This is a genomic window from Vreelandella lutescens (assembly GCF_014640815.1).
GTDB lineage: Bacteria > Pseudomonadota > Gammaproteobacteria > Pseudomonadales > Halomonadaceae > Vreelandella > Vreelandella lutescens.
In genome coordinates this window covers 394,986-415,154 of the sequence record NZ_BMHM01000002.1, presented here as the reverse complement: position 1 = coordinate 415,154, position 20,169 = coordinate 394,986, and the positions used below count along the sequence as shown (strand labels likewise).

At 56.1% G+C, this 20,169-nt stretch carries 17 protein-coding genes; 16 read left to right on the top strand and 1 reads right to left on the bottom strand.

Going from position 1 to position 20,169, the window contains the following annotated elements:
• The first annotated feature begins 113 nt into the window (after positions 1-113).
• From IEW65_RS06200 to IEW65_RS06140, 13 genes are all read left to right on the top strand, one after another.
• Positions 114-1,052, top strand: coding sequence for a recombination-associated protein RdgC (locus IEW65_RS06200; protein WP_188638615.1), 939 nt, complete (start codon positions 114-116; stop codon positions 1,050-1,052).
• 57 nt (positions 1,053-1,109) lie between these two features.
• Positions 1,110-2,291 carry a 1-acyl-sn-glycerol-3-phosphate acyltransferase gene (locus IEW65_RS06195; protein ID WP_188638614.1) on the top strand — a complete coding sequence of 394 codons (1,182 nt, stop codon included), beginning with the start codon at positions 1,110-1,112 and terminating at the stop codon, positions 2,289-2,291.
• Positions 2,292-2,427: 136 nt separating this feature from the next.
• Complete coding sequence (locus tag IEW65_RS06190) at positions 2,428-2,709, top strand: hypothetical protein (RefSeq protein ID WP_188638613.1); 282 nt, start codon at positions 2,428-2,430, stop codon at positions 2,707-2,709.
• Positions 2,710-2,828: 119 nt separating this feature from the next.
• Positions 2,829-4,865 carry a methionine--tRNA ligase gene (gene metG, locus IEW65_RS06185; RefSeq protein ID WP_188638612.1) on the top strand — a complete coding sequence of 679 codons (2,037 nt, stop codon included), beginning with the start codon at positions 2,829-2,831 and terminating at the stop codon, positions 4,863-4,865.
• Positions 4,866-4,980: 115 nt separating this feature from the next.
• Positions 4,981-6,570 carry a sensor domain-containing diguanylate cyclase gene (locus tag IEW65_RS06180; RefSeq protein ID WP_188638611.1) on the top strand — a complete coding sequence of 530 codons (1,590 nt, stop codon included), beginning with the start codon at positions 4,981-4,983 and terminating at the stop codon, positions 6,568-6,570.
• Entirely contained in the window at positions 6,567-7,148 is a 582-nt protein-coding gene (gene rsxA / locus IEW65_RS06175) for an electron transport complex subunit RsxA (protein WP_188638610.1), read from the top strand. Before IEW65_RS06180 ends, rsxA begins: the two co-directional genes overlap by 4 nt.
• A 5-nt stretch (positions 7,149-7,153) precedes the next feature.
• Entirely contained in the window at positions 7,154-7,735 is a 582-nt protein-coding gene (rsxB, locus tag IEW65_RS06170; protein WP_188638609.1) for an electron transport complex subunit RsxB, read from the top strand.
• Complete coding sequence (gene rsxC / locus IEW65_RS06165) at positions 7,722-9,392, top strand: electron transport complex subunit RsxC (RefSeq protein WP_188638608.1); 1,671 nt, start codon at positions 7,722-7,724, stop codon at positions 9,390-9,392. Before rsxB ends, rsxC begins: the two co-directional genes overlap by 14 nt.
• Positions 9,389-10,420, top strand: coding sequence for an RnfABCDGE type electron transport complex subunit D (locus IEW65_RS06160; RefSeq protein WP_188638607.1), 1,032 nt, complete (start codon positions 9,389-9,391; stop codon positions 10,418-10,420). The genes rsxC and IEW65_RS06160 overlap by 4 nt, the downstream gene beginning before the upstream one ends.
• A complete protein-coding gene (rsxG, locus tag IEW65_RS06155; protein ID WP_188638606.1) occupies positions 10,417-11,043 on the top strand; it encodes an electron transport complex subunit RsxG in 627 nt (208 codons plus the stop codon). Before IEW65_RS06160 ends, rsxG begins: the two co-directional genes overlap by 4 nt.
• Positions 11,040-11,741 carry an electron transport complex subunit E gene (locus IEW65_RS06150; RefSeq protein WP_188638605.1) on the top strand — a complete coding sequence of 234 codons (702 nt, stop codon included), beginning with the start codon at positions 11,040-11,042 and terminating at the stop codon, positions 11,739-11,741. The genes rsxG and IEW65_RS06150 overlap by 4 nt, the downstream gene beginning before the upstream one ends.
• 29 nt (positions 11,742-11,770) lie before the next feature.
• Complete coding sequence (gene nth / locus IEW65_RS06145) at positions 11,771-12,409, top strand: endonuclease III (RefSeq protein WP_083023859.1); 639 nt, start codon at positions 11,771-11,773, stop codon at positions 12,407-12,409.
• Positions 12,410-12,435: 26 nt separating this feature from the next.
• Entirely contained in the window at positions 12,436-13,524 is a 1,089-nt protein-coding gene (locus IEW65_RS06140) for a hypothetical protein (protein ID WP_188638604.1), read from the top strand.
• On the opposite strand, the gene IEW65_RS06135 is transcribed toward IEW65_RS06140, so the two are convergent.
• Positions 13,470-14,561, bottom strand: a complete 1,092-nt coding sequence (locus IEW65_RS06135; RefSeq protein ID WP_188638603.1) for a tRNA-queuosine alpha-mannosyltransferase domain-containing protein — start codon at positions 14,559-14,561, stop codon at positions 13,470-13,472. The genes IEW65_RS06140 and IEW65_RS06135 overlap by 55 nt on opposite strands.
• Before the next feature lie 135 nt (positions 14,562-14,696).
• Between IEW65_RS06135 and IEW65_RS06130 the strand changes: the two genes are divergently transcribed.
• The 3 genes from IEW65_RS06130 to IEW65_RS06120 all read left to right on the top strand — a co-directional run bounded on the left by IEW65_RS06130 (position 14,697) and on the right by IEW65_RS06120 (position 20,060).
• On the top strand, positions 14,697-15,071 hold the full coding sequence (locus IEW65_RS06130; protein ID WP_188638602.1) for a response regulator transcription factor: 375 nt from the start codon (positions 14,697-14,699) through the stop codon (positions 15,069-15,071).
• Positions 15,068-17,125, top strand: coding sequence for a 3'-5' exonuclease (locus IEW65_RS06125; RefSeq protein ID WP_188638601.1), 2,058 nt, complete (start codon positions 15,068-15,070; stop codon positions 17,123-17,125). The genes IEW65_RS06130 and IEW65_RS06125 overlap by 4 nt, the downstream gene beginning before the upstream one ends.
• Before the next feature lie 205 nt (positions 17,126-17,330).
• On the top strand, positions 17,331-20,060 hold the full coding sequence (locus IEW65_RS06120) for an ATP-binding protein (RefSeq protein WP_188638600.1): 2,730 nt from the start codon (positions 17,331-17,333) through the stop codon (positions 20,058-20,060).
• The last annotated feature ends 109 nt before the right edge of the window (positions 20,061-20,169 follow it).

Sequence of the window (20,169 nt, the reverse complement as noted above, 5' to 3'; positions counted from 1 at the left end):
GCAAATCAAACACAAGTTTTAAACCAGTGCAACACTATAACGCTGTACCAAGGTGCTGGTAGGAAAGGCTTGGTTTCGACATAATGTGCCACCTTTTTCATAGGAACGGTGACATGTGGTTTAAGCACCTGCATTTATATCGCCTGCACGGCGCTCCCGAGCTAGATAGCCAAACCCTGGCCAATGCACTGGACGAGCACGCGGCCAAGCCGCTAGGCAATGCGGATGCACGCCGCTTAGGCTGGACAGCACCTGCTGGGCGACTTAGCGGTGACCAGCGCTTGCATGAAATTCAAGGGCACCGATTGCTCTCTGCCCTACGCCAAGAGCGCTTGCTGCCCGCCTCCGTGGTAAAAGAAGAGGTCGACGAAAAAGTCGCCGATATCGAGGCCAGCGAAGGGCGCAAAGTCACTCGTAAAGAGAAGACAGCACTCAAAGAGCAGGTCACTGAAGCGTTAATGCCCCGCGCTTTTGTGCGCAGCCAAAAAATTGACTTATGGTGGGACACCAAGCGCCATTTGATTGGCGTTAATGCTAGCTCTCGCACCCGTGCCGAAGATGTATTAGACCTACTGCGCGAAACGTTAGGCAGCCTGAAAGCCACGCCACTGAGCAGCCAAACGCTGCCGATACGCGCCATGACCACTTGGCTGGGAGACCCCGCAAGCCGCCCTAGCGACCTTCAACTAGGCGACCAAGTAGAGCTGAAGGCAAAAGGCGATGATGGCGTACTACGCGCACGGCAAGTAGACCTAGACAGCGATGAAATTCAGCAGCTACTAGAGAGTGGTCGACAAGCCAGCAAGTTGGCGATTAGCCTGGAAGGCCGTCTAAGCTTTGTGCTACATGACGATTTAGCGCTGAAATCCTTGCGCTTTGGCGATGCTCTCATTGAAGAAGCGGACCATGCAGATGACGGCGATGATGCGCTGGCACGTTTGGAAACCGACTTTATTTTGATGGCCCAGGCGCTTTCTGACGATGTTACCCGCCTACTGGAGTGGCTTGGCGGCGAAACTCAGCGGGAACCGACGGCTCAGCAAGACACCTAACGCTGGGTAGTTAAGCCGCAGCAACCCGATTATTTTTGCTTATATCCAACGGATCGCATGACTCATCACAACAACGCACCTAACGCTGACACCACGAATGACCCCTGGGCCGATATTCGCCCCTATATGGATCATGAGGTGGCCGATGTTCTTGAACGGCTCTCCCGCGATAGCGAGCTGCTTGATGCGCTTACTCGTTTCAGGCTGCCGCGCATGGCCAAGTGGGCACCGCCCGTGGCTCGCGCTCTGGCAGGCCACGCCGTTCGCCGCGAAGTAAAGGGTGTTACCAGCGTTCGTGAATTCCAAATGCGCATTGCCAGCTACATGGTGCGCATGATCCGCACGACCACTGATGCGTTTGAGGTCTCGGGTCTCGATAAGCTAGACGACACCAGCGCCTACTTATTTATCGGCAACCACCGCGATATATCGCTGGATCCCGCTTTTGTGAATTACGCACTGTATGAAGCGGATAGAGACACAGTGCGTATCGCGATTGGTGACAACTTGCTTAAAAAGCCCTATGTCACCGACCTGATGCGCCTTAATAAGAGCTTTATTGTACCCCGTAGTGCGCGTGGCAAGCGCGCCATGCTAGCCGCTTATCAGCAGCTGTCAGCCTATATTCGTCACTCCATCACAGAAGATAACCACTCTATTTGGATGGCCCAACGTGAAGGCCGCGCCAAAAACGGGATTGATCGTACTGATCCTGCCATTATCAAAATGCTCACCATGGCTAAACGTCATGCCGAGCGGGACATGGTGTTTGGCGAAGCCATTGCGGAGCTTAAACTGGTGCCGGTCTCTATTAGCTACGAGTACGACCCCTGCGACCTTCAAAAAGCCCAGGAGCTGCACGATATCGCGACCCAGGGCAGCTACGCTAAGAGTGAGTTTGAAGATATTCGCTCGATTGTGGCGGGCATTACCGGCTCAAAAGGCCGCGTACAGCTTAAATTTGGTACGCCTGTGGGTGCTGACATGGCGACACCCGACGAAGTGGCCGCTGAAATTGACCGCCAAGTCATCGGTGGCTATCGACTCTTTCCAAGCCACTATCTGGCGCTTGAAGCGCTTGGCGAATCGCCAGAGCTGGTGGCTCGTAAGTCGATTACTCGTCAGGATAGGGAGCGGTTCAAAGCGCGGCTAGCAAGCGTGCCAGACGAACTACAACCTTACTGGTTAGAGCAGTATGCCAACCCGGTGAAACACAAAGCGGGTCGGCTCAGCGTATAACGACAAACCACCAACCTGTTTTCCTGAACGTGAGCAGCGATCAGCGCATGCTCACTGGTCGGAAAAGTGCTATGGTCAAGGCATTCATTGGTCTCGCTTGGCAGTGTCGCCAAGCGCGGTCTTAAGGAGACTCCCTATGTCTGCAACAGAAATTCAAAAAACCCGAATTATCAACGAGCTACGCGGCTTTATTCGCAAGCTGCTGCAAGATCCTAAGATTTTAGAGCAGTCACTGACCATTGCGCGTACCCAGTTGACTGAAGGCAACAGCCCCGCCGTAATGGCACGCATTGCCAACGAGATTTCAGATACTACCAGCGTGCATATCCCCGAAGACCCCGCAGAACATTCAGAAGCAGATAAACTGTTTTTAGAGCTGCTGCGTGAGGTGGTTCAGGAAGAGCAGGCGCTTTACTAACCTGGAAAGCACAGCCTCTGCCTCTGTGCATCACGTGTATGCATCACATGACATGACCGGCGAAGCCCTTCCCCTTCGCCGTCTTTATTTGCACTGCCTAAACGGAATTTTCATTCGCCATGTCCAATACTGCCCCGCGCAACATTCTGGTGACGAGCGCACTCCCCTATGCCAACGGTGCGATTCATCTAGGCCACCTGCTTGAATACATTCAAACGGATATCTGGGTACGTTTCCAAAAGAGCCGTGGCCAGCAGTGTTACTACGTATGTGCCGATGACGCCCACGGTACTGCGATTATGCTGCGTGCCGAGCAGGAAGGTATTTCTCCGGAAGCACTGATTGAGCGAGTTTCACAAGACCATCAGGAAGACTTCGCTCGCTTTGGCGTGGGGTTTGATAATTATCACTCCACACATTCAGATGAAAACCGCTATTTCAGCGAACTGATTTACACCCGTCTGCGGGATAAAGGGCATATTGCCACGCGCGATATCGAGCAGATGTTCGACCCGCAGAAAGGACTTTTCCTAGCGGATCGCTTTATCAAAGGCACCTGCCCGAAATGCGGCGCCGATGATCAGTACGGCGATAATTGCGAAAAGTGCGGCGCAACCTATACGCCTGCCGACCTGATCAATCCGGTCTCTGCTATTTCCGGCGCGACACCTGAAGTGCGCAGCTCTACCCACTACTTCTTTAAGCTGCCAGACTTTGCCGAATTCCTGCAGCAGTGGATCAACGATGGCCACGTACAGCCACAGATCCGCAACAAGCTGATGGAGTGGTTCGAGTCCGGCTTTAACGAGTGGGATATTTCCCGCGATGCGCCCTACTTCGGGTTTGAAATCCCCGATGCCCCCGGCAAATACTTCTATGTATGGCTAGATGCCCCCATTGGCTACCTTGCGAGCTTTAAAAACCTCTGCGAGCGCGATGGCATCGATTTCGATAGCTTCTGGCAAAAAGGCTCCAACGCCGAGATCTACCATTTTATTGGCAAAGACATAGTCTATTTCCACGCCCTGTTCTGGCCCGCCATGCTGCACGGTGCTGATATGCGCACTCCCACGGCGGTGAACTGCCACGGTTTCTTAACCGTGGATGGCGCTAAGATGTCAAAATCTCGCGGCACCTTTATTAAAGCAGCCACCTACGCCGAGCATCTGAATCCTGAGTATCTGCGTTACTACTTTGCCGCCAAGCTCACCTCCAAGGTAGATGACTTGGATCTCAACCTTGAGGATTTCGCGGCCCGCGTCAATTCCGACCTTGTCGGCAAGGTTGTCAACATTGCTAGCCGCTGTGCGGGCTTTGTCAAAAAACTCGGCGGCGGCACGCTCTCTGAGCACTGCGCCGAGCCGCAGATGGTTGCCCGCTTTATCGCTGCCGGTGACGACATTGCCGCCGACTTTGAAGCTCGTGAATTTAGCCGCGCCATGCGTAAAATTATGGAATTGGCAGATGAAGCCAATACCTATATCGCGGAAAAAGAGCCCTGGGCGCTAGCAAAGCAAGACGGCCGTGACCAAGAGGTGCTGGAAATCTGCTCGGTGGGTATCAACCTGTTCCGCCAGCTCATGGTGTATTTAGCGCCGGTGGTCCCCGCTATGGCAGAGCAAGCGAGAGAGTTTATAAATGTTGACACTCTTGATTGGGAAAGCCGTGGTAATGTGCTGGTCAATCATTCGATCAACAAATTTAAGCCGCTGATGACACGTGTTGAACGCGATAAAATTGACGCCATGATTGAATCCTCTAAAGAGGACCTTGTGGAAGAGCAAAAGCTGAAAAACACGCCGAAAGGCCCGCTTGCGGATGAGCCTATCGCTGCAGAAATTAGCTTTGAAGAGTTTGCCAAAGTAGATCTGCGCATTGCCCGTATTGCTAAAGCGCAATATGTCGAAGGCGCTGACAAACTGCTGCAGCTCACGCTAGATCTAGGCGGCGAGACGCGCAACGTCTTCTCTGGCATTCGCTCGGCGTACTCACCGGAGGCGCTGGAAGGTCGTTTAACGGTCATGGTCGCCAACTTAGCACCGCGTAAGATGCGCTTTGGTGTTTCAGAAGGGATGGTGCTGGCTTCGGCCAATAATGAAGGCATTTACCTTCTCTCCCCTGACTCAGGTGCTGAACCAGGCCAGCGGGTCACGTAACGTCGCCGTTCACGGATGAGAGGGGCAAGGCGAACAGCCTGCCCCTTTTGTGTTTTAAGCTACTTCTATTTAGACCCGTTAATGTTAAGCATTAACGTCAACATGGGTTTGCTTTATGGGCCAGCGCTTCTCTTTATCATTGCGTTTTCGCTTCTTTGCCGTATTGGGCGGATTACTGATCGTCGCAATGATAGCGCTCGGTGTGATCAGCAAATGGCTGATTTTCCCAGCACTGCAAGCAGAAGAGCGTACTGCCGTGCAACGCGAGCTGGACCGAGCTGAACGCAGCCTGATACTCAATCAAGAAAACCTGCTTGCCCAAGCCAGAGACTGGGCTCATTGGGATGATACCTATCGATTTATTGAGGGCAGCAACCCCCGCTACACGGAGGTCAACTTTAGCCAGCAGATGTTTGAAGATATGAACTACCATCTGATGGCGTTTTTTACCCTGGAAGGCAATATTCACTTTTTAGCTGGCTTGGATCCTGCCACTGGCCGCTATCAAACGTGTGTGACCGCGGCTGACCACTGCGCTTGGATGACCCCATGGGTTGAAACCATGCAATCGGCCATCGCCAATCAGGTCGATCCTACCACTCTCTATATCGAACAATGGCCCGCTATGGTGGCGGCCAGCCAGGTTTTGCACACGGATGAAAGCGGCCCCCCCAATGGCTGGCTATTCAAAGTACGCGCTCTAAATAATGCCTGGCTAGAACGAATGGCTGACTACACGGGGCTGCCAATATCGCTCCAAGTAACGCAAAACATCGCAGAAACCCCGACAAGGCTTACGTTTCTGGGCAACCATGTGCATGCGTCTCGGCAGTTTCCTGCCTTTGGCACGGAACAGGCGGTGACAGTGGAAATTGAGCTTAATCGAGCCCAGTACCTTGCCAACTTAACCACCTTTCGCTACATCTTGCTCTGGACAGCGGGCTTAATGCTGCTGGTGATTGGCATGGTGTTGTTACTGCTTGAACGCATGGTGTTAAAACCGCTGCGTCAGCTAACCGCTTTTACCCAGTCAGCGAGCCTGCAGAAGGACAATGGCGAGCTTACCCAGCGTCAGGACGAAATCGGTATTCTCTCCAGAGCCTTCATGGAGCAGCTCACCTGCCAACATCAGCTCAATGCAGAACTGCTCAAAATGTCGACCCACGACTCGCTGACGGAGCTTCCCAACCGGCGCCTGTTCGATCAGCGCTTAACCTGTGCCGTGAGCCAAGCCACTGAGGAAGATGAACCGTTGGCCGTCATGATGCTAGATATCGATCACTTCAAGCTCTACAACGACTACTACGGCCACCAAAAAGGCGATGAGTGCTTACAGCAGGTGGCGACGGCCCTGCATAACGTAGCCAACCAGCATGACTTTCTTATTGCCCGTACCGGTGGAGAAGAGTTTAGCGCGCTGCTGCCAGGCGTCACCCCAAAAGCGGCTACTGAGTTTGCCAACGCACTGATTGCAGCGGTCGACCGGCTTCAGCTATCCCATGCAACATCGCCTGTCAGAGCCTTCGTCACCATTAGCGTGGGCATTGGTATGCTGAAAGATAGCGAAACATCGTTGCCAAGCGCGGTCATGGGCACCGCTGACCAAGCGCTTTATTTAGCCAAAGCCAGCGGACGCCACTGCGTGGTGCTCTTCAAACCCCCTCTAGCCAGCCCTTCTATTTCTAAGCAAAATACGCCGCTATGAATGAACTCTTCGTCATTTTGATCAGCACTGCGCTGGTCAACAACTTTGTGCTGGTCCAATTTCTTGGGCTATGCCCGTTTATGGGTGTCTCGAACAAGCTTGAATCCGCGCTGGGCATGTCGTTGGCCACCACGTTTGTGCTGACTCTCGCCTCAGCAGCAAGTTATGTGGTCTATCACGGCCTGTTAGTCCCCTTTGATATTACCTATCTGCGCACCATTAGTTTTATCGTCGTGATCGCCGCCGTTGTGCAGTTCACTGAAATCATGGTGCGCCAGCTCAGTCCATTACTGCATCAGGTGCTGGGTATTTTTCTTCCGCTCATTACCACCAACTGCGCCGTGCTGGGCGTGGCACTGCTATCGCTCAACCGCGAGCTAAGCTTTTTCCACACCACGCTGTATGGCCTGGGCGCTGCGTTAGGGTTCTCGCTGGTGCTCGTCCTATTTGCCGCCATGCGCGAACGTTTGGTCAGCGCAGATGTACCCAAGCCCTTTCGCGGTGCCGCTATCGCCATGATTACCGCGAGCTTGATGTCGCTGGCATTTCTCGGTTTTTCCGGACTGGTACAGGGGTAACGACCATGGGCGAACCATTTTCATGGGGGAGCGTGTTAAGCGCCGTCGGCGTCCTCACCGGTCTAGGCATCACCTTTGGCGCGCTATTGGGGATGGCGAGTGCGCGCTTTAAAGGCGAAGAGAACCCGTTGGTTGAAAAAATCGATGCGCTGCTGCCACAAACTCAATGCGGCCAGTGCGGCTATCCCGGCTGCCGCCCCTACGCCGAAGCGATCAATCAGGGCGATGCCATCAATAAATGCCCTCCAGGCGGTGAGGCCACTATTCACGCCCTGGCAGACCTGCTCGGCCGCGACCCTGCCCCGCTAGATGGGGAAGCAGCCAGCGAAGAGACCGTGGCGTATATCCGTGAAGCCGAATGTATCGGCTGCACCAAGTGCATTCAGGCGTGCCCGGTAGACGCCATTATTGGCGCGGCCAAACAGATGCATACCGTGATTGAAGACGAGTGCACCGGCTGCGATCTGTGCGTAGCCCCTTGCCCAGTGGACTGCATTGATATGCTGCCCAGGCGCAAACCGCTGACACAGTGGGAACCGATTGTAAGCGACCGCCAGCCGTTAAGGAGCGCGAATGCCAGCCTATGAGTTTCCCGGCGGCATCTACCCGCCCGAACGTAAAGAGCGTTCCAATCAAGCGCCGCTGCGCACCGCGCCACTGCCCGATGTGGTTACGCTAATGCTGTCTCAACATACCGGTAAGGCAGCGCTGCCCTGCGTCAACGTGGGTGATGCGGTCAATACGGGCACGCTGGTCGCCCACCGAGATGGCATGGTCTCAGCTAATGTGCACGCCAGTATCAGCGGCACCGTGATCGAGATAACCGACAGTGCGATCGTGGTTCAAGGCGATGGCGAAGATCGCTGGGCCACGCTGCCGCCGCTAGATTGGCAAACTGCAGAGCGCGACGCGCTGCTGGAACGGTTGGATGAAAGCGGGCTTATTGGGCTAGGGGGTGCGGGCTTTCCGACTTATATCAAAGCCCAGGTCAACGAACACCATGCCATTGACACGCTGGTGGTTAATGCCGCCGAGTGTGAGCCTTACATTACCGCCGATGACCTCACGCTTCGCCACTACGCGGCGGATGTGCTTGAAGGTGCGCAATTACTTGCCCGCCTATGCGGAGCAGCGCACATCATCGTCGGCATTGAAGATAACAAGCCTGAAGCTATTCAGGCGCTGCAAGCTCTCCTTACGGTCAGTGCTGACAGCGAACTGCTCGCGAGCGTGACGCTGAAGATGATCGAAACCCGCTACCCCAGCGGCGGAGAGCGACAGCTCATTAAAAAGCTGCTGAACCGCGAAGTGCCTAGCGGTGGGCTACCGGCGGATATCGGGGTGCTATGCCACAACCCCGGTACGCTGCTGGCGGCATTGCAAGCGGTACGCGATGGACAACAGCTGGTCGCCAGAGTCGTTACGTTAACCGGAGACGCCATTACCCAGCCCGGCAACTACTGGGTTCGTGTAGGCACCTCGGTAGACACACTGCTGGAGCACGTTGGCGTGGCGCGCGAGCAACTTCACCAAGTCGTGGTCGGCGGGCCGATGATGGGCGCGCCGCTTACGTCATTAGAGGCTCCCGTCACCAAAACAACCAATTGCCTGATTGCCGCGACAAAAGAAGAGCTGCCGCCAGCGCCAGCGGAAGCCCCCTGCATTCGCTGCGGCGCTTGTGAAAGTGTGTGCCCTGCTCAACTGCTTCCCCAGCAGCTGCACTGGTACGCCCGTGCCGAAAACGATGCCGCCCTTGAAGCTCATCATCTGTTCGACTGCATTGAGTGCGGTGCCTGCAGCTTCGTTTGCCCCAGCGCGATTCCTTTGGTGCAGGACTACCGCTCCTCTAAACAGCGCATCCGGCATAAACGCATCGAGACCGCCAAAGCGGAACACGCCAAACACCGCTTTGAGTTCCGCCAGGCGCGACTGGCCAGGGAAGAAGCAGAGAAGAAGGCGCGCCGTCAGGCACGGCTCGCCCAGCAGCAGTCCGCTTCCAGCGATGCTACGGGCATTCAAACCGCTCCCGCGGCAGACCTCCGCAGCCTGCGTATTGCCCAAACGGCGGCCAAAGCCGCCGTGCGAAAAGCGGAGAAAGTGCTGGCACGGGCCGCCGCTCAAGACCCGCAGCAGCACCATGACGATTTGGAGACCCAGCTCGCCACTGCCCAAGAGAATCTCAAAGCGGCAGAGGCACGATTGGCTGAAGCTCGCGCCGCCAGTGAACAGAAGGAAGCGCCATGAGCATGATGCACGCCCCACAGCTGGGAAAAGCACCATCAACAGCCCATGTGATGCGCTGGGTCATCGCCGCCACGCTACCGGGCCTTGCGGTGATGACGCTCTATTTTGGGCTAGGTGTACTCAGCAACGTGCTGATCGCGGCGCTTTGGGCCGTCGCCGCTGAAGCGCTCGTTCTGCGCCTGCGCCACCGCCCCGTATGGCCGACGCTCAACGACTCCAGCGCCCTGCTCACTGGCGTGTTGCTAGGCGCCTCGTTGCCACCCGCGTGCCCCTGGTGGCTGATTGGCGTTGGGGTGATCGCCGCCGTCGTCGTCGCGAAGCAACTGTATGGCGGCTTGGGCCACAATCCGTTCAACCCGGCGATGGTGGGCTATGCACTGCTGCTGGTGTCGTTTCCCACCCATATGACGCTCTGGGCACCGCCCCAACCGCTATGGCCCGACTCCCTCTGGCCACAAATAATGGGAGCACTACCCACGTCAGCGCTCGATGGCCTGAGCGGAGCCACTCCTTTAGATGCTTTCAAACACAAAGGTGAAGCGGTCATGGCCAGTGAGTTCTGGGCATCGTCGCCACTTCCTGAAGGTACGTTGGCGGCTTGGCGTAATATCGCACTGGCGTGGCTGGCAGGGGGCGTGGTGTTGATCGCCAAGCGGCTGATAAGTTGGCATATTCCAGTCGCTATGCTGGGCAGTATGATGCTGCTCTCCGCGCTGTTTTACGCCAGCGACACTAGCCACTTTGCCTCGCCGCTGTTTCATCTACTCACCGGGGCGACGCTGTTTGGTGCCTTCTTCATTGCCACCGACCCGGTCTCAGCGGCCACCAGCCGCCGGGGGAAGCTGTTATACGGTGCGGGCATTGGCGTGCTGGTCATCCTCATTCGCAATTTAGGCGGCTACCCGGATGCCGTTGCCTTTGCCGTGCTGCTGATGAATCTCTGCGTGCCGCTGCTGGATATGGTCAGCGTGCCACGCCCGGTCGGTCAAGCTACCGCTCGGCCTGATGAGAGGAAGAGCGCGCCATGACCACTCAACACGCCATGCTGCGTGGCGCGCTGGCCCTTGGCCTGTTTGCTCTGGTCACTGCCGGTAGCGTCGCCCTCACCCGCGCCGTGACCGAGGAGCGCATTGCCGCGCACCAGCTTGCCTATCAGCATCGTCAGCTGCAGGAAGTGTTGCCCGCCTCACTGGCCTCGGTGCCGGTTCAGGCCGTATTAGAAAGCGCATTTTCGCTACCCGACCCAACGCCGCTGGGCCATCGCACTCCTCAAGAGGGTTGGCGGGTACAGCAAGGTAGCGAAGCCGCCACCATTCTGCCGGTGGTGACACGCCAAGGGTATAACGGTGAAATTCGCTTGCTAGTGGCCATCGACCAGAGTGGGAAGCTAACCGGGGTGCGGGTGACTCACCATCAAGAAACGCCAGGGCTTGGCGATGATATCGAGAGGTCACGCAGCGACTGGATCACGTCATTCAACGGCCTAAGCCTGGAGAATCTGCCCCCAAGCGGCTGGGCAGTGAGCAAAGAGGGCGGTGAGTTCGATAGCTTTACCGGCGCAACAATTACCCCACGGGCCGTCATCAACGCCGTTTATGAGGCGCTGCACTACTATCAGCGCGAACTCGCTCAGCAGGAGCCTAAACCATGAGCCAGTGGAAACAGCTTGCCCGAGAAGGGCTTTGGTCGAATAACCCGGCGCTGGTGCAGCTACTGGGGCTTTGCCCGCTGCTGGCCGTCAGCGCCACGGTGGTGAATGCGCTAGGCTTGGCGCTGGCCACGCTACTGGTCTTGGTGGGGGCTAGCACAACGATCTCACTGATTCGCCATCAGGTGCCTAGCGCCGTGCGGCTCCCCGCGTTCGTGATGGTGATTGCCGCCTTTGTGACCTGCGCTGAGCTGTTAATGGCCGCGTTCGCTTACTCGCTCTATCAAATTTTGGGGATTTTCATCCCGCTTATCGTAACCAACTGCGCCATTTTGGGCCGTGCGGATGCGTTTGCCTCCCGCCAGCCCGTGCTGCCCGCGGCAATCGATGGGCTGATGATGGGACTGGGCTTTGGTGCGGTATTAGTGCTGATGGGCGCGATCCGCGAGCTGGTGGGCCAAGGGACGCTGTTTAGCGACATGGCGCTGCTGTTTGGGCCGGTCGCTACTCACTGGCAGATCACCCTGGTGGCGGATTACCAGTTTCTCTTTTTTATTCTGCCACCCGGCGCGTTCTTCGTTGCAGGGCTTTTGATCGCGCTGAAAAACGTGCTGGATCAACGTCGCGCCGCCCGCGCTCAGCCCGTCGACGTCGCACCGCGAGCTGAGCGCCGTGTGCGGGTCACCGGCACCATTAAATAAGCACCATTCAATAACCAAGAGAACACGCCATGAATGCTCAAAAGCGTCATGAGATATTTGCGCGCCTCCAGGCGGAAAACCCACACCCCACCACCGAGCTCAACTGGAGCACGCCGTTTGAGCTGTTGGCAGCGGTACTGCTCTCCGCCCAAGCAACGGATGTAGGCGTGAATAAAGCCACGGCCAAGCTTTATCCGGTCGCGAATACCCCTGAGGCGATCATTGAGCTAGGTATTGATGGCCTAAAGCAGCACATTAAAACCATTGGCCTGTTTAACACCAAAGCAGAAAATTTGATGAAGACTTGCCACCTGCTGGTCAATCAGCACGGCGGCGAGGTTCCCAACACCCGTCAAGCGTTGGAAGCACTGCCCGGCGTCGGGCGTAAAACCGCCAATGTGATTTTGAACACCGCCTTTGGCCAGCCCACTATCGCGGTGGATACGCATATTTTTCGCGTTTCGAACCGTACCGGTATCGCCAAAGGCAAAGACGTGGTCGAGGTTGAGCAGAAACTGTTGCGGCATGTTCCCAGCGCCTTTAAACAAGATGCCCACCACTGGCTGATTTTACACGGGCGCTACACCTGCATTGCGCGCAAACCTCGCTGCGGTAGCTGCATCATCGAAGATCTGTGCGACTATAAAGAAAAAACCGAGCTTGCTTAACGGCACGCCAACGCCAGGATCGACCCATGCCGAGCCCCACTGCCCTGCTTCACAGCCAGCCCATTGCCCAACGCATTGATGCGCTGCTGGACCTTTCCAGACAGCATGCCGAGCGTTTCTGTAGCCCAGATGCGTGGCTTGCCCGCCAGCGCTACCTGGCACAGCACCCCACTTCCATCGTGGTGATGAAGTGTATGGATGGGCGGATTCACATTCCCCATGCCACCCGCACGCCGCTGGGGATCATCACCCCGTTTCGTAATTTGGGCGGCATCTTTGATCTGGGCTGGCCCTATCTTGGCGAGCTGCTCACCGAATCTGTCCTACACGCCGCTAATAACGGTCGCGCCACGCTGATGCTGATTACCTATCACTTTTCTAGCGGACATCAAGCACGCGGCTGCGCTGGGTTTAACTGCGATACAGACGCCGCGAAAGCCCACGCTTACGCCATTGCCCAGCAAGCGGGGGAGCTGTTTGGCCACGACCATCAGCAGGTGTACCCGCTAGTGTGCGGTTTTGAAACCGACAGCGATGCCATGATCATCCACGGCCAAGGTGGCGCAGTGCTGGATATCCGCGACGAGGTAGGTCAATGTGCCAGTGAACTACCTGCCAAGTTGGCAAACCTCTGCCCCGATATGCCCGATGATATTCAGCGAGACCTGCTGCCGCTGCTGGTGGGTAACCTAGCTCACGTAAGCGAGCTAATCGGGGTGGCCAGGGAACTTGAGATTGAACACCGCGAGTGGGTCATCTGCATTGGGCGTGGATTCGATTTTTTACACCTGCCCAATACCGCGCTGATAATCGGCCCCTACGGGCCGGATCTTGCAGCCCCTATTGCCACCGCCGCAAGCATCATCGACGCCAACATGCGTGCCGGGCGAATTCCCGAGGATGGCTTTATGCTGTTAGCGTCGACGCCTTATCAGCACAGCGGTGTAGACCGAGCGCGGGCAGAATTGAAGTCGCGCTTTTTATCGGCTTTTGCCGAACAAGTCATCCGCCTCCATCATCCCAAGCTTGCTGAAAAGATGCGCCGCCACACAGCGGTGGTTCACTGGCCCACACGGCGAATGGATTCATTAGACGCATCCTCCGCTAGCAGTTGACGATACGTCTCCCGCCAGCGTGGCCACTGCCATGCCTGGGTGTCGAGCTGAGCCGGCTGGCTGTGGGGTTCTAAAAGCCACCGCTCCAATCGCTCATAAAGCCCCTCTGGGGTGCCGTCATAGCGATATTCACTGGGGTATAGCTCGGGAAAACAGAGCCTATCCGGCACCAGCGGCGTGGCTCCTCGCTGGGCAGCCTCCATGATCGCCAGCCCCTGAAACTCATGCCAAGTGGTTGACACCACAATACCGCCACCGTTGAGCAGCGCACGGTACTCCGCCTCCGGCTGCGGCCCCCAGCAGATAATATGCTCAGCCAGGCGCACCTGCGCCTCGGCAAACACTGGTGGCACATCGCGAAACTGCTGGCCAAGCACGGCCAGCTCAAAGGGCACTTGCTGCTCGCTAAGTTTGAACAATACCGTAAAGAAATCCTCCGGGTTTTTGTCATACTCCCAGCGATGATTCCAAATCAGCCGCCGTGGGTTTGCATTGCCAGCAGCGCTACAGGCAGCAGGCGCAATGGGAACAGGCACCACGCGCGCGCTCTGACGTAACCGTTCTAGCGGTTTAGCCGCCGGTAGATTTTCCGGCATTTTCTTTAAAAAACGCCGCGCACCATCGAAAAAGGAGTCCCGGTTATAGGCCGTGTTGAACACCAGCACATCCGCCGCCAGTGCCGCATACAGGTTGACCATTTTGGCCTCTACCTGGGGCATCTGATCACTGGATTCTGGGTAGGCAAACTGATTTTCGTGAAAATAGACGACTTTTCTTGCCCGCCCCAGATGGGGAAACAGCCCCACCAGGGTGGCGATATCGACCATGGATGTTGCCAGCACCACATCGTAGGGCTGGCTTAACCGCTCGTACTCTTTTAACCACCAGCTCATCGGATTGCCGCGAATACGCCAGGAAAAGTGGCGAGGAGGCAGGCTTAGCAGCGTCCATGACACGTCGCTCACTTCATCCATCAGGCTGTTAGCCCAATAGCGGTGGCTGACGGCTTCATAAGCCGATAACAATAAAACGCGCATTGTCCTGTTTACCGATCAGAGGTTTCCATCACCGGCATTCGGCCAAGGTCGTCTTGGCCGAATGCCGTACGCTACATACACTTAAACCATCGCTTGCAGTCGCACTGCTCATCTAAAACCGCTGGGGAGACCGTAATGGCCAACGTATTAGTGGTCGATGATGAACCCAACATCCTGCTGTCCCTTGAGTTTCTCATGTCTCACGCTGGGCTGACGGTCACCACCGCGCCCGATGGCGAAACCGCGCTATTGAGAATTGCCGACTCCTCTCCTGACCTACTGCTGCTAGACATCAGCTTGCCAGGCATTAGCGGTTTTGAAGTGCTGGAGCAGCTGCGCCGCACTGACACCGAACGGCATCTGCCGGTGATTATGTTAACGGCTCATGGCCGTGAAGTAGAGCGTGAAAAAGGCTTTGCGTTGGGAGCAGATGACTACGTCACCAAACCTTTCTCGACCCAGCAACTGGTAGACAAGGTTAAAGCGCTACTTAACGAGCGTGCATCATGACCCCTAAAGGCCTTCCAAAACGCCAGCGATTGGTAGGCATGTGGCTGCTACTTAGCGGCATCAGCTTGCTAGGTGGCGCTCTTTTTGCAGCCTGGTTAGACAGCCAGCTAGTGCTCTCTGGCTTTGCGCGTGCAGCCCTATGGATAGGCAGCTTCTCAGGTGGCATCACGCTATTTCTGATGGGCCTGCTTCTTGAACGCATGCTGTTTACGCCCCTTCGACACCTTCAAACCCAACTGGCACGCTGGGTGGCCAACCCAGATGCGCAAGATGAAAACACGCCAGAAGGCTGGTTAAAAGGACTCGGCCCTGACCTTCGTCGTGTTAGCAATAGCTGGCGCGCTGACCGTTCACGGCTCGCCACCGCGCACGCGGAAGGCGCGCGAAGCGCATCGCGTATACGCCAGGAATTGGAAACACTGCTTCAAGTGCTGGAAACTCCGCTGTTACTTTGCGACCGACACCGCCGGGTGATGCTCTTTAACCAAGCCGCCGAGAACTTCTTTGCGGGCAATACAGGACTTGGCCTTGGCAAACGCCTAGATGCACTACTCCCCACCACCAGTCTCGCGAATGCCATGGCCCAACTGCCGGAGGACGGCTCGCCGCGCGAAATGCTGGCCCCCTGCGACCAGCGTTGGTTAAAAGTCGTCATTCGCCGCGTGCCTGGTAGCGAGCACGAAACCCTAGTCACCTGCAGCGACGCCACCAATACCTGGAATAATGAAATGGGTGTACGGGCCGAGCTTAACCGCCTGCTGCCCACACTTCGCCAACACTCCGCAAGTGTGAGCAGCGCTGCTGAAGCTATGCGCCAGCTTCCAGCAAGCGACACATCGCGTGAGCTACGAGCACGTCTAGAACAAGTGGTGCACGATGAGAGCCAAGCGTTAAACACACATGTTGCGGAGATCGGCTCGCTACTAGACGATCTCCAGTATCACGGCGAACGCTTAAAACCTATTTGGTCAAATGACTTTTGGCAATCCTTGGATGAGCGTCTTGATCCCGCCCATCGCTTGATTACCCCTATTGGTGTGCCCGCTTGGTTCAAGGGCGATGCCCCTGCGCTAATTGAACTATTCGATTCCCTGGTAGACCACCTACGTTGCCACTTGCCCAGCAGCGGTTTTGAAGGCGAAATTACGCTCAACCAAAAACGTGCCTACATTGATTTGATTTGGCAGGGAGCGCCTGTTCCTGAAAGTGAACTGACCGTGTGGCGCGAACACCCGCTGACCACGCTGCCGCTTAGCCCGTCCGTGGCAGATATTCTGCGCCAGCACGCCACCGATATTTGGAGCGTGGCCGATGTAGATAAACGCCACGCAAGACTGCGACTGCCGCTACCGACGATTGCGCAAGTACAGGCACCGCGAGAACCGACACCACCGCGCCCTGAGTTCCATGACTTTGGCATTGCGCAGCTTCCCGCACCGGATGAGGCCTTAGCCAGTCGCGCCCTACGCTGCCTGGATATTGTGGCCTTCGATACCGAGACCACGGGCCTGGAGCTTCGCAAGGGAGATACTGTCATTAGCTTAGGGGCCTGTCGGGTTGTCAATGGACGCTTATTAGCAAGCGATGCCTTTGATCACTTTGTGGATCCTAAACGATCAATTCCGGCGGCCAGCACGGTGATACACGGCATTACCGATGCAGATGTCGCAGGGGCTGACTCGCTTGATAGAGTGCTTGAGCAATTTCGTGATTACGTCGGCGATGCCGTGCTACTGGCTCATAATGCCGCTTTCGATCTGCTGGCGATTAGCGGTCGAGGCATCGCGTTTGACATGCCTATTTTAGACACGCTGCTCATCTCAAAGGCACTGGATGAAGCGCTGGATGGTCACGATTTGGATACACTTGCCAAGCGCTATGATCTTCACTTTCCACCCAATACGCGCCACACAGCGCTCGGTGATGCGCGCGTTACCGCAGAGCTATGGCTGGCCTTGCTGCCACGGTTAGAAGCCCGAGGCATTGATACATTGGAAGAACTGCTTGCTCTACAAGCCAATGCGTTTGATAAAGAGGATGCCAGCGCATCATGAAGAGCGTGAGCGCTTCCCATCGCAGGCGCGAACGGTTTATCGCGCTTACCCTGCTTGCTCTATTTATGTTTTGCCCGCCAATGTTGCTCATTATCGACCGTCTACCGGGCTTGCTGGGTTGGCTTCCGCTGTACCTCTTTATCGTTTGGGGCGTGCTCATTGGCTTTACTGCATGGCTGGTTGAGCCCCCCAAGAGGCCATGACCATGCGCGGCGATCTCGTGGTTATTGGTACCGCCTTTAGTTATTTAGCCCTGCTATTTATGGTCGCCGCCTGGGGAGACCGCCGCGCCGAACAAGGGCGCTCGTTGATCGGCTCCCCAACCGTTTACGCGCTCTCCATCGCGGTATACTGCACCGCGTGGACATTTTACGGCAGCGTTGGGCGCGCCGCGCAGTACGGCCCCAGCTTTTTACTGATCTACCTGGGGCCAACATTGGCAATGCTGCTGGCCCCCTTTACGCTACGCAAAATGGTGCGAATTGCCGCACAGCAGCGCATCACATCCATTGCTGACTTTATTAGCGCTCGCTATGGCAAGAGTTCTCGATTGGGCGCACTAGTGGCGCTCATGGCGCTTATTACCATCACTCCCTATATTGCGCTCCAGCTCAAGGCTATCACGGTGAGCCACGCTGTACTGATGAACTACCCACTAGGCGCTGACACCACGCTGGACAACGAACGCTTCTGGATGGATCGCTCTTTTTGGATCGCGATGGTGCTCGCCGTGTTTATTATTCTCTTTGGCACGCGCCACTTGGATGCCAGTGAGCGCCACGAAGGTATGGTCGCCGCCATTGCCGTAGAGTCTTTGGTAAAACTGATCGCTTTTTTAGCCGTCGGTATCTTTGTCACGTTTATATTATTTGCAGGACCTGCCGCGCTACTGGCTGAGGTTGCCGCCACCCCCGCTTTAATGCATAGCATGCGCCTGGAGAACGTGCCGGGTGGAGCCACGGGGTGGGTGGGCATGCTGCTGCTGGCATTTTTGGCGTTCTTTACTCTGCCTCGTCAGTTTCAGGTATTAGTGGTCGAGAATGTCGACGAGCAGCATTTAGACCGAGCCAGCTGGCTTTTCCCGCTCTATTTATTGCTCATTAATCTGTTTGTCATCCCGATTGCCTTAGCCGGATTGCTACTTGGCGAGGGCGACCCCGACAGCTTTGTACTCACGCTGCCGCTTTCGGCAGGGCTAGAAGGCCTACCACTGCTGGTCTTTATCGGAGGACTCTCTGCAGCGACCGGTATGGTGATTGTCGAGACCATTGCCCTTTCAACGATGGTCAGTAATCAGCTGATGATGCCGCTGCTGCTAAAGGTCAAGGGGCTCTATAGTGGACGTCATGGTCGGCTCGCGGATTGGCTGCTCAATATTCGACGCGTTGCGATCTTACTGATTCTCCTTTTGGGGTATCTCTACCATGCGCTGATTGGCGATAGCTACAGCCTAGTAACCATTGGGCTGGTTTCGTTTGCAGGCGTCGCCCAATTTGCCCCTGCGCTGTTAATTGGGCTTTACTGGCGTGGCGCAACACGCCAAGGGGCCACGCTAGGGCTACTGGCGGGCTTCTTCATTTGGTTTTATACGCTACTGCTACCTGGATTCGCACAGTCGGGCTGGTTAGAAGCGTCGCTTATCACCCAGGGTCCGTGGGGTATTAGCTGGCTATCGCCCTATGCCCTACTGGGCCTCAGCGGATGGGATATTTATACCCACTCACTGTTTTGGAGCATGCTAGCAAATGTTGGGCTACTGGTAGGTATTTCGCTGTTCACTCGCCCAACGCCTATGGAACAAACCCAAGCCGCGCTGTTTACCGAAGCGATGCACCCTCACCTACCCACGACCGCCCGCTGGCAGGGGCAAACCACTGAAGGTGCTCTGTACACGCTACTGGTACGTTACTTAGGCCACGGGGCCACGCTAAGGGTATTTACAGCGCTCGACGCCCCGCTAGGCGACGCCGAGGCCTACCAGCGGCCTGCCTCGGGCGAGTTGATCACACGGGCCGAACAAGCACTATCAGGCTCACTGGGTAGCGCCTCTGCCAGCGTCTTGATCAATTCTGTCCTGCGCGGTGAAGCGCTTGACATGGAGTCCGTGCTGACGATTTTGGACACCACCTCTCAAGCGCTAGAGTACAATCGCCGGCTGGAGCAAAAATCTCAGGAGTTGGCGCGAGTAGGTGAAGAGCTACGCAGTGCCAATGAGCGCCTGCGAGAAGTCGACCGCATGAAAGATGAGTTTGTCGCGATGGTTAGCCACGAGCTGCGCACACCGCTCACGTCTATTCGCTCGTTTGCCGAGATACTGCGCGACACGCCCGACATCGAAGCAGAAAAACGCCAGCACTTTCTCGGCATCATGGTGTTAGAGAGTCAGCGCCTGTCTCGCCTCATTGATGAAATTCTCGACTTAGCACGCCTTGAAAGCGGTCGACTTTCCCTCAAACCAGTGCCGGTAGATTTAGCCTTAGTCGCCAAACAAAGCAGCGAAGCACTGGCTCGTTTACATGACGAGCAAGGGTTAACGTTTGAGTTCATCGCAGAGGTATCCACAGCGATGGTGTTAGCCGACCCCGACCGATTAGAACAGGTCATTATCAACCTACTGGAAAACGCTCGAAAGTTTGCTGACACTCAGCAACCCAGGATTACGCTACGCATTTATGAGTACAACGGTGCTTTTCGGCTAAGCGTTGAAGATAATGGCCCCGGCATCCCCGTTGCTGAACGCGAAAATGTGTTTGAAAAGTTTTATCAATTAAAACTAAAAGAGTCCCCTAAGATACAAGGGAGGCCAAAAGGAAGCGGCTTAGGGCTGCCCATTAGCCGCGCTATTATCCACCACTTAGGCGGAAAGCTATGGGCCGAAACATCCACACTAGGCGGAACCGCCCTTCAACTTGAACTACCCCGTCATAGCGTTTAAGTGAACAATTGTGCCATTCAACGCATTGTGACCCAATGTAACTAGCGTAAGCGCAAGCTTTTACGCTATTCTTCGCGACCTCGCACGTTTTACCCCCTGACAGTTGGAG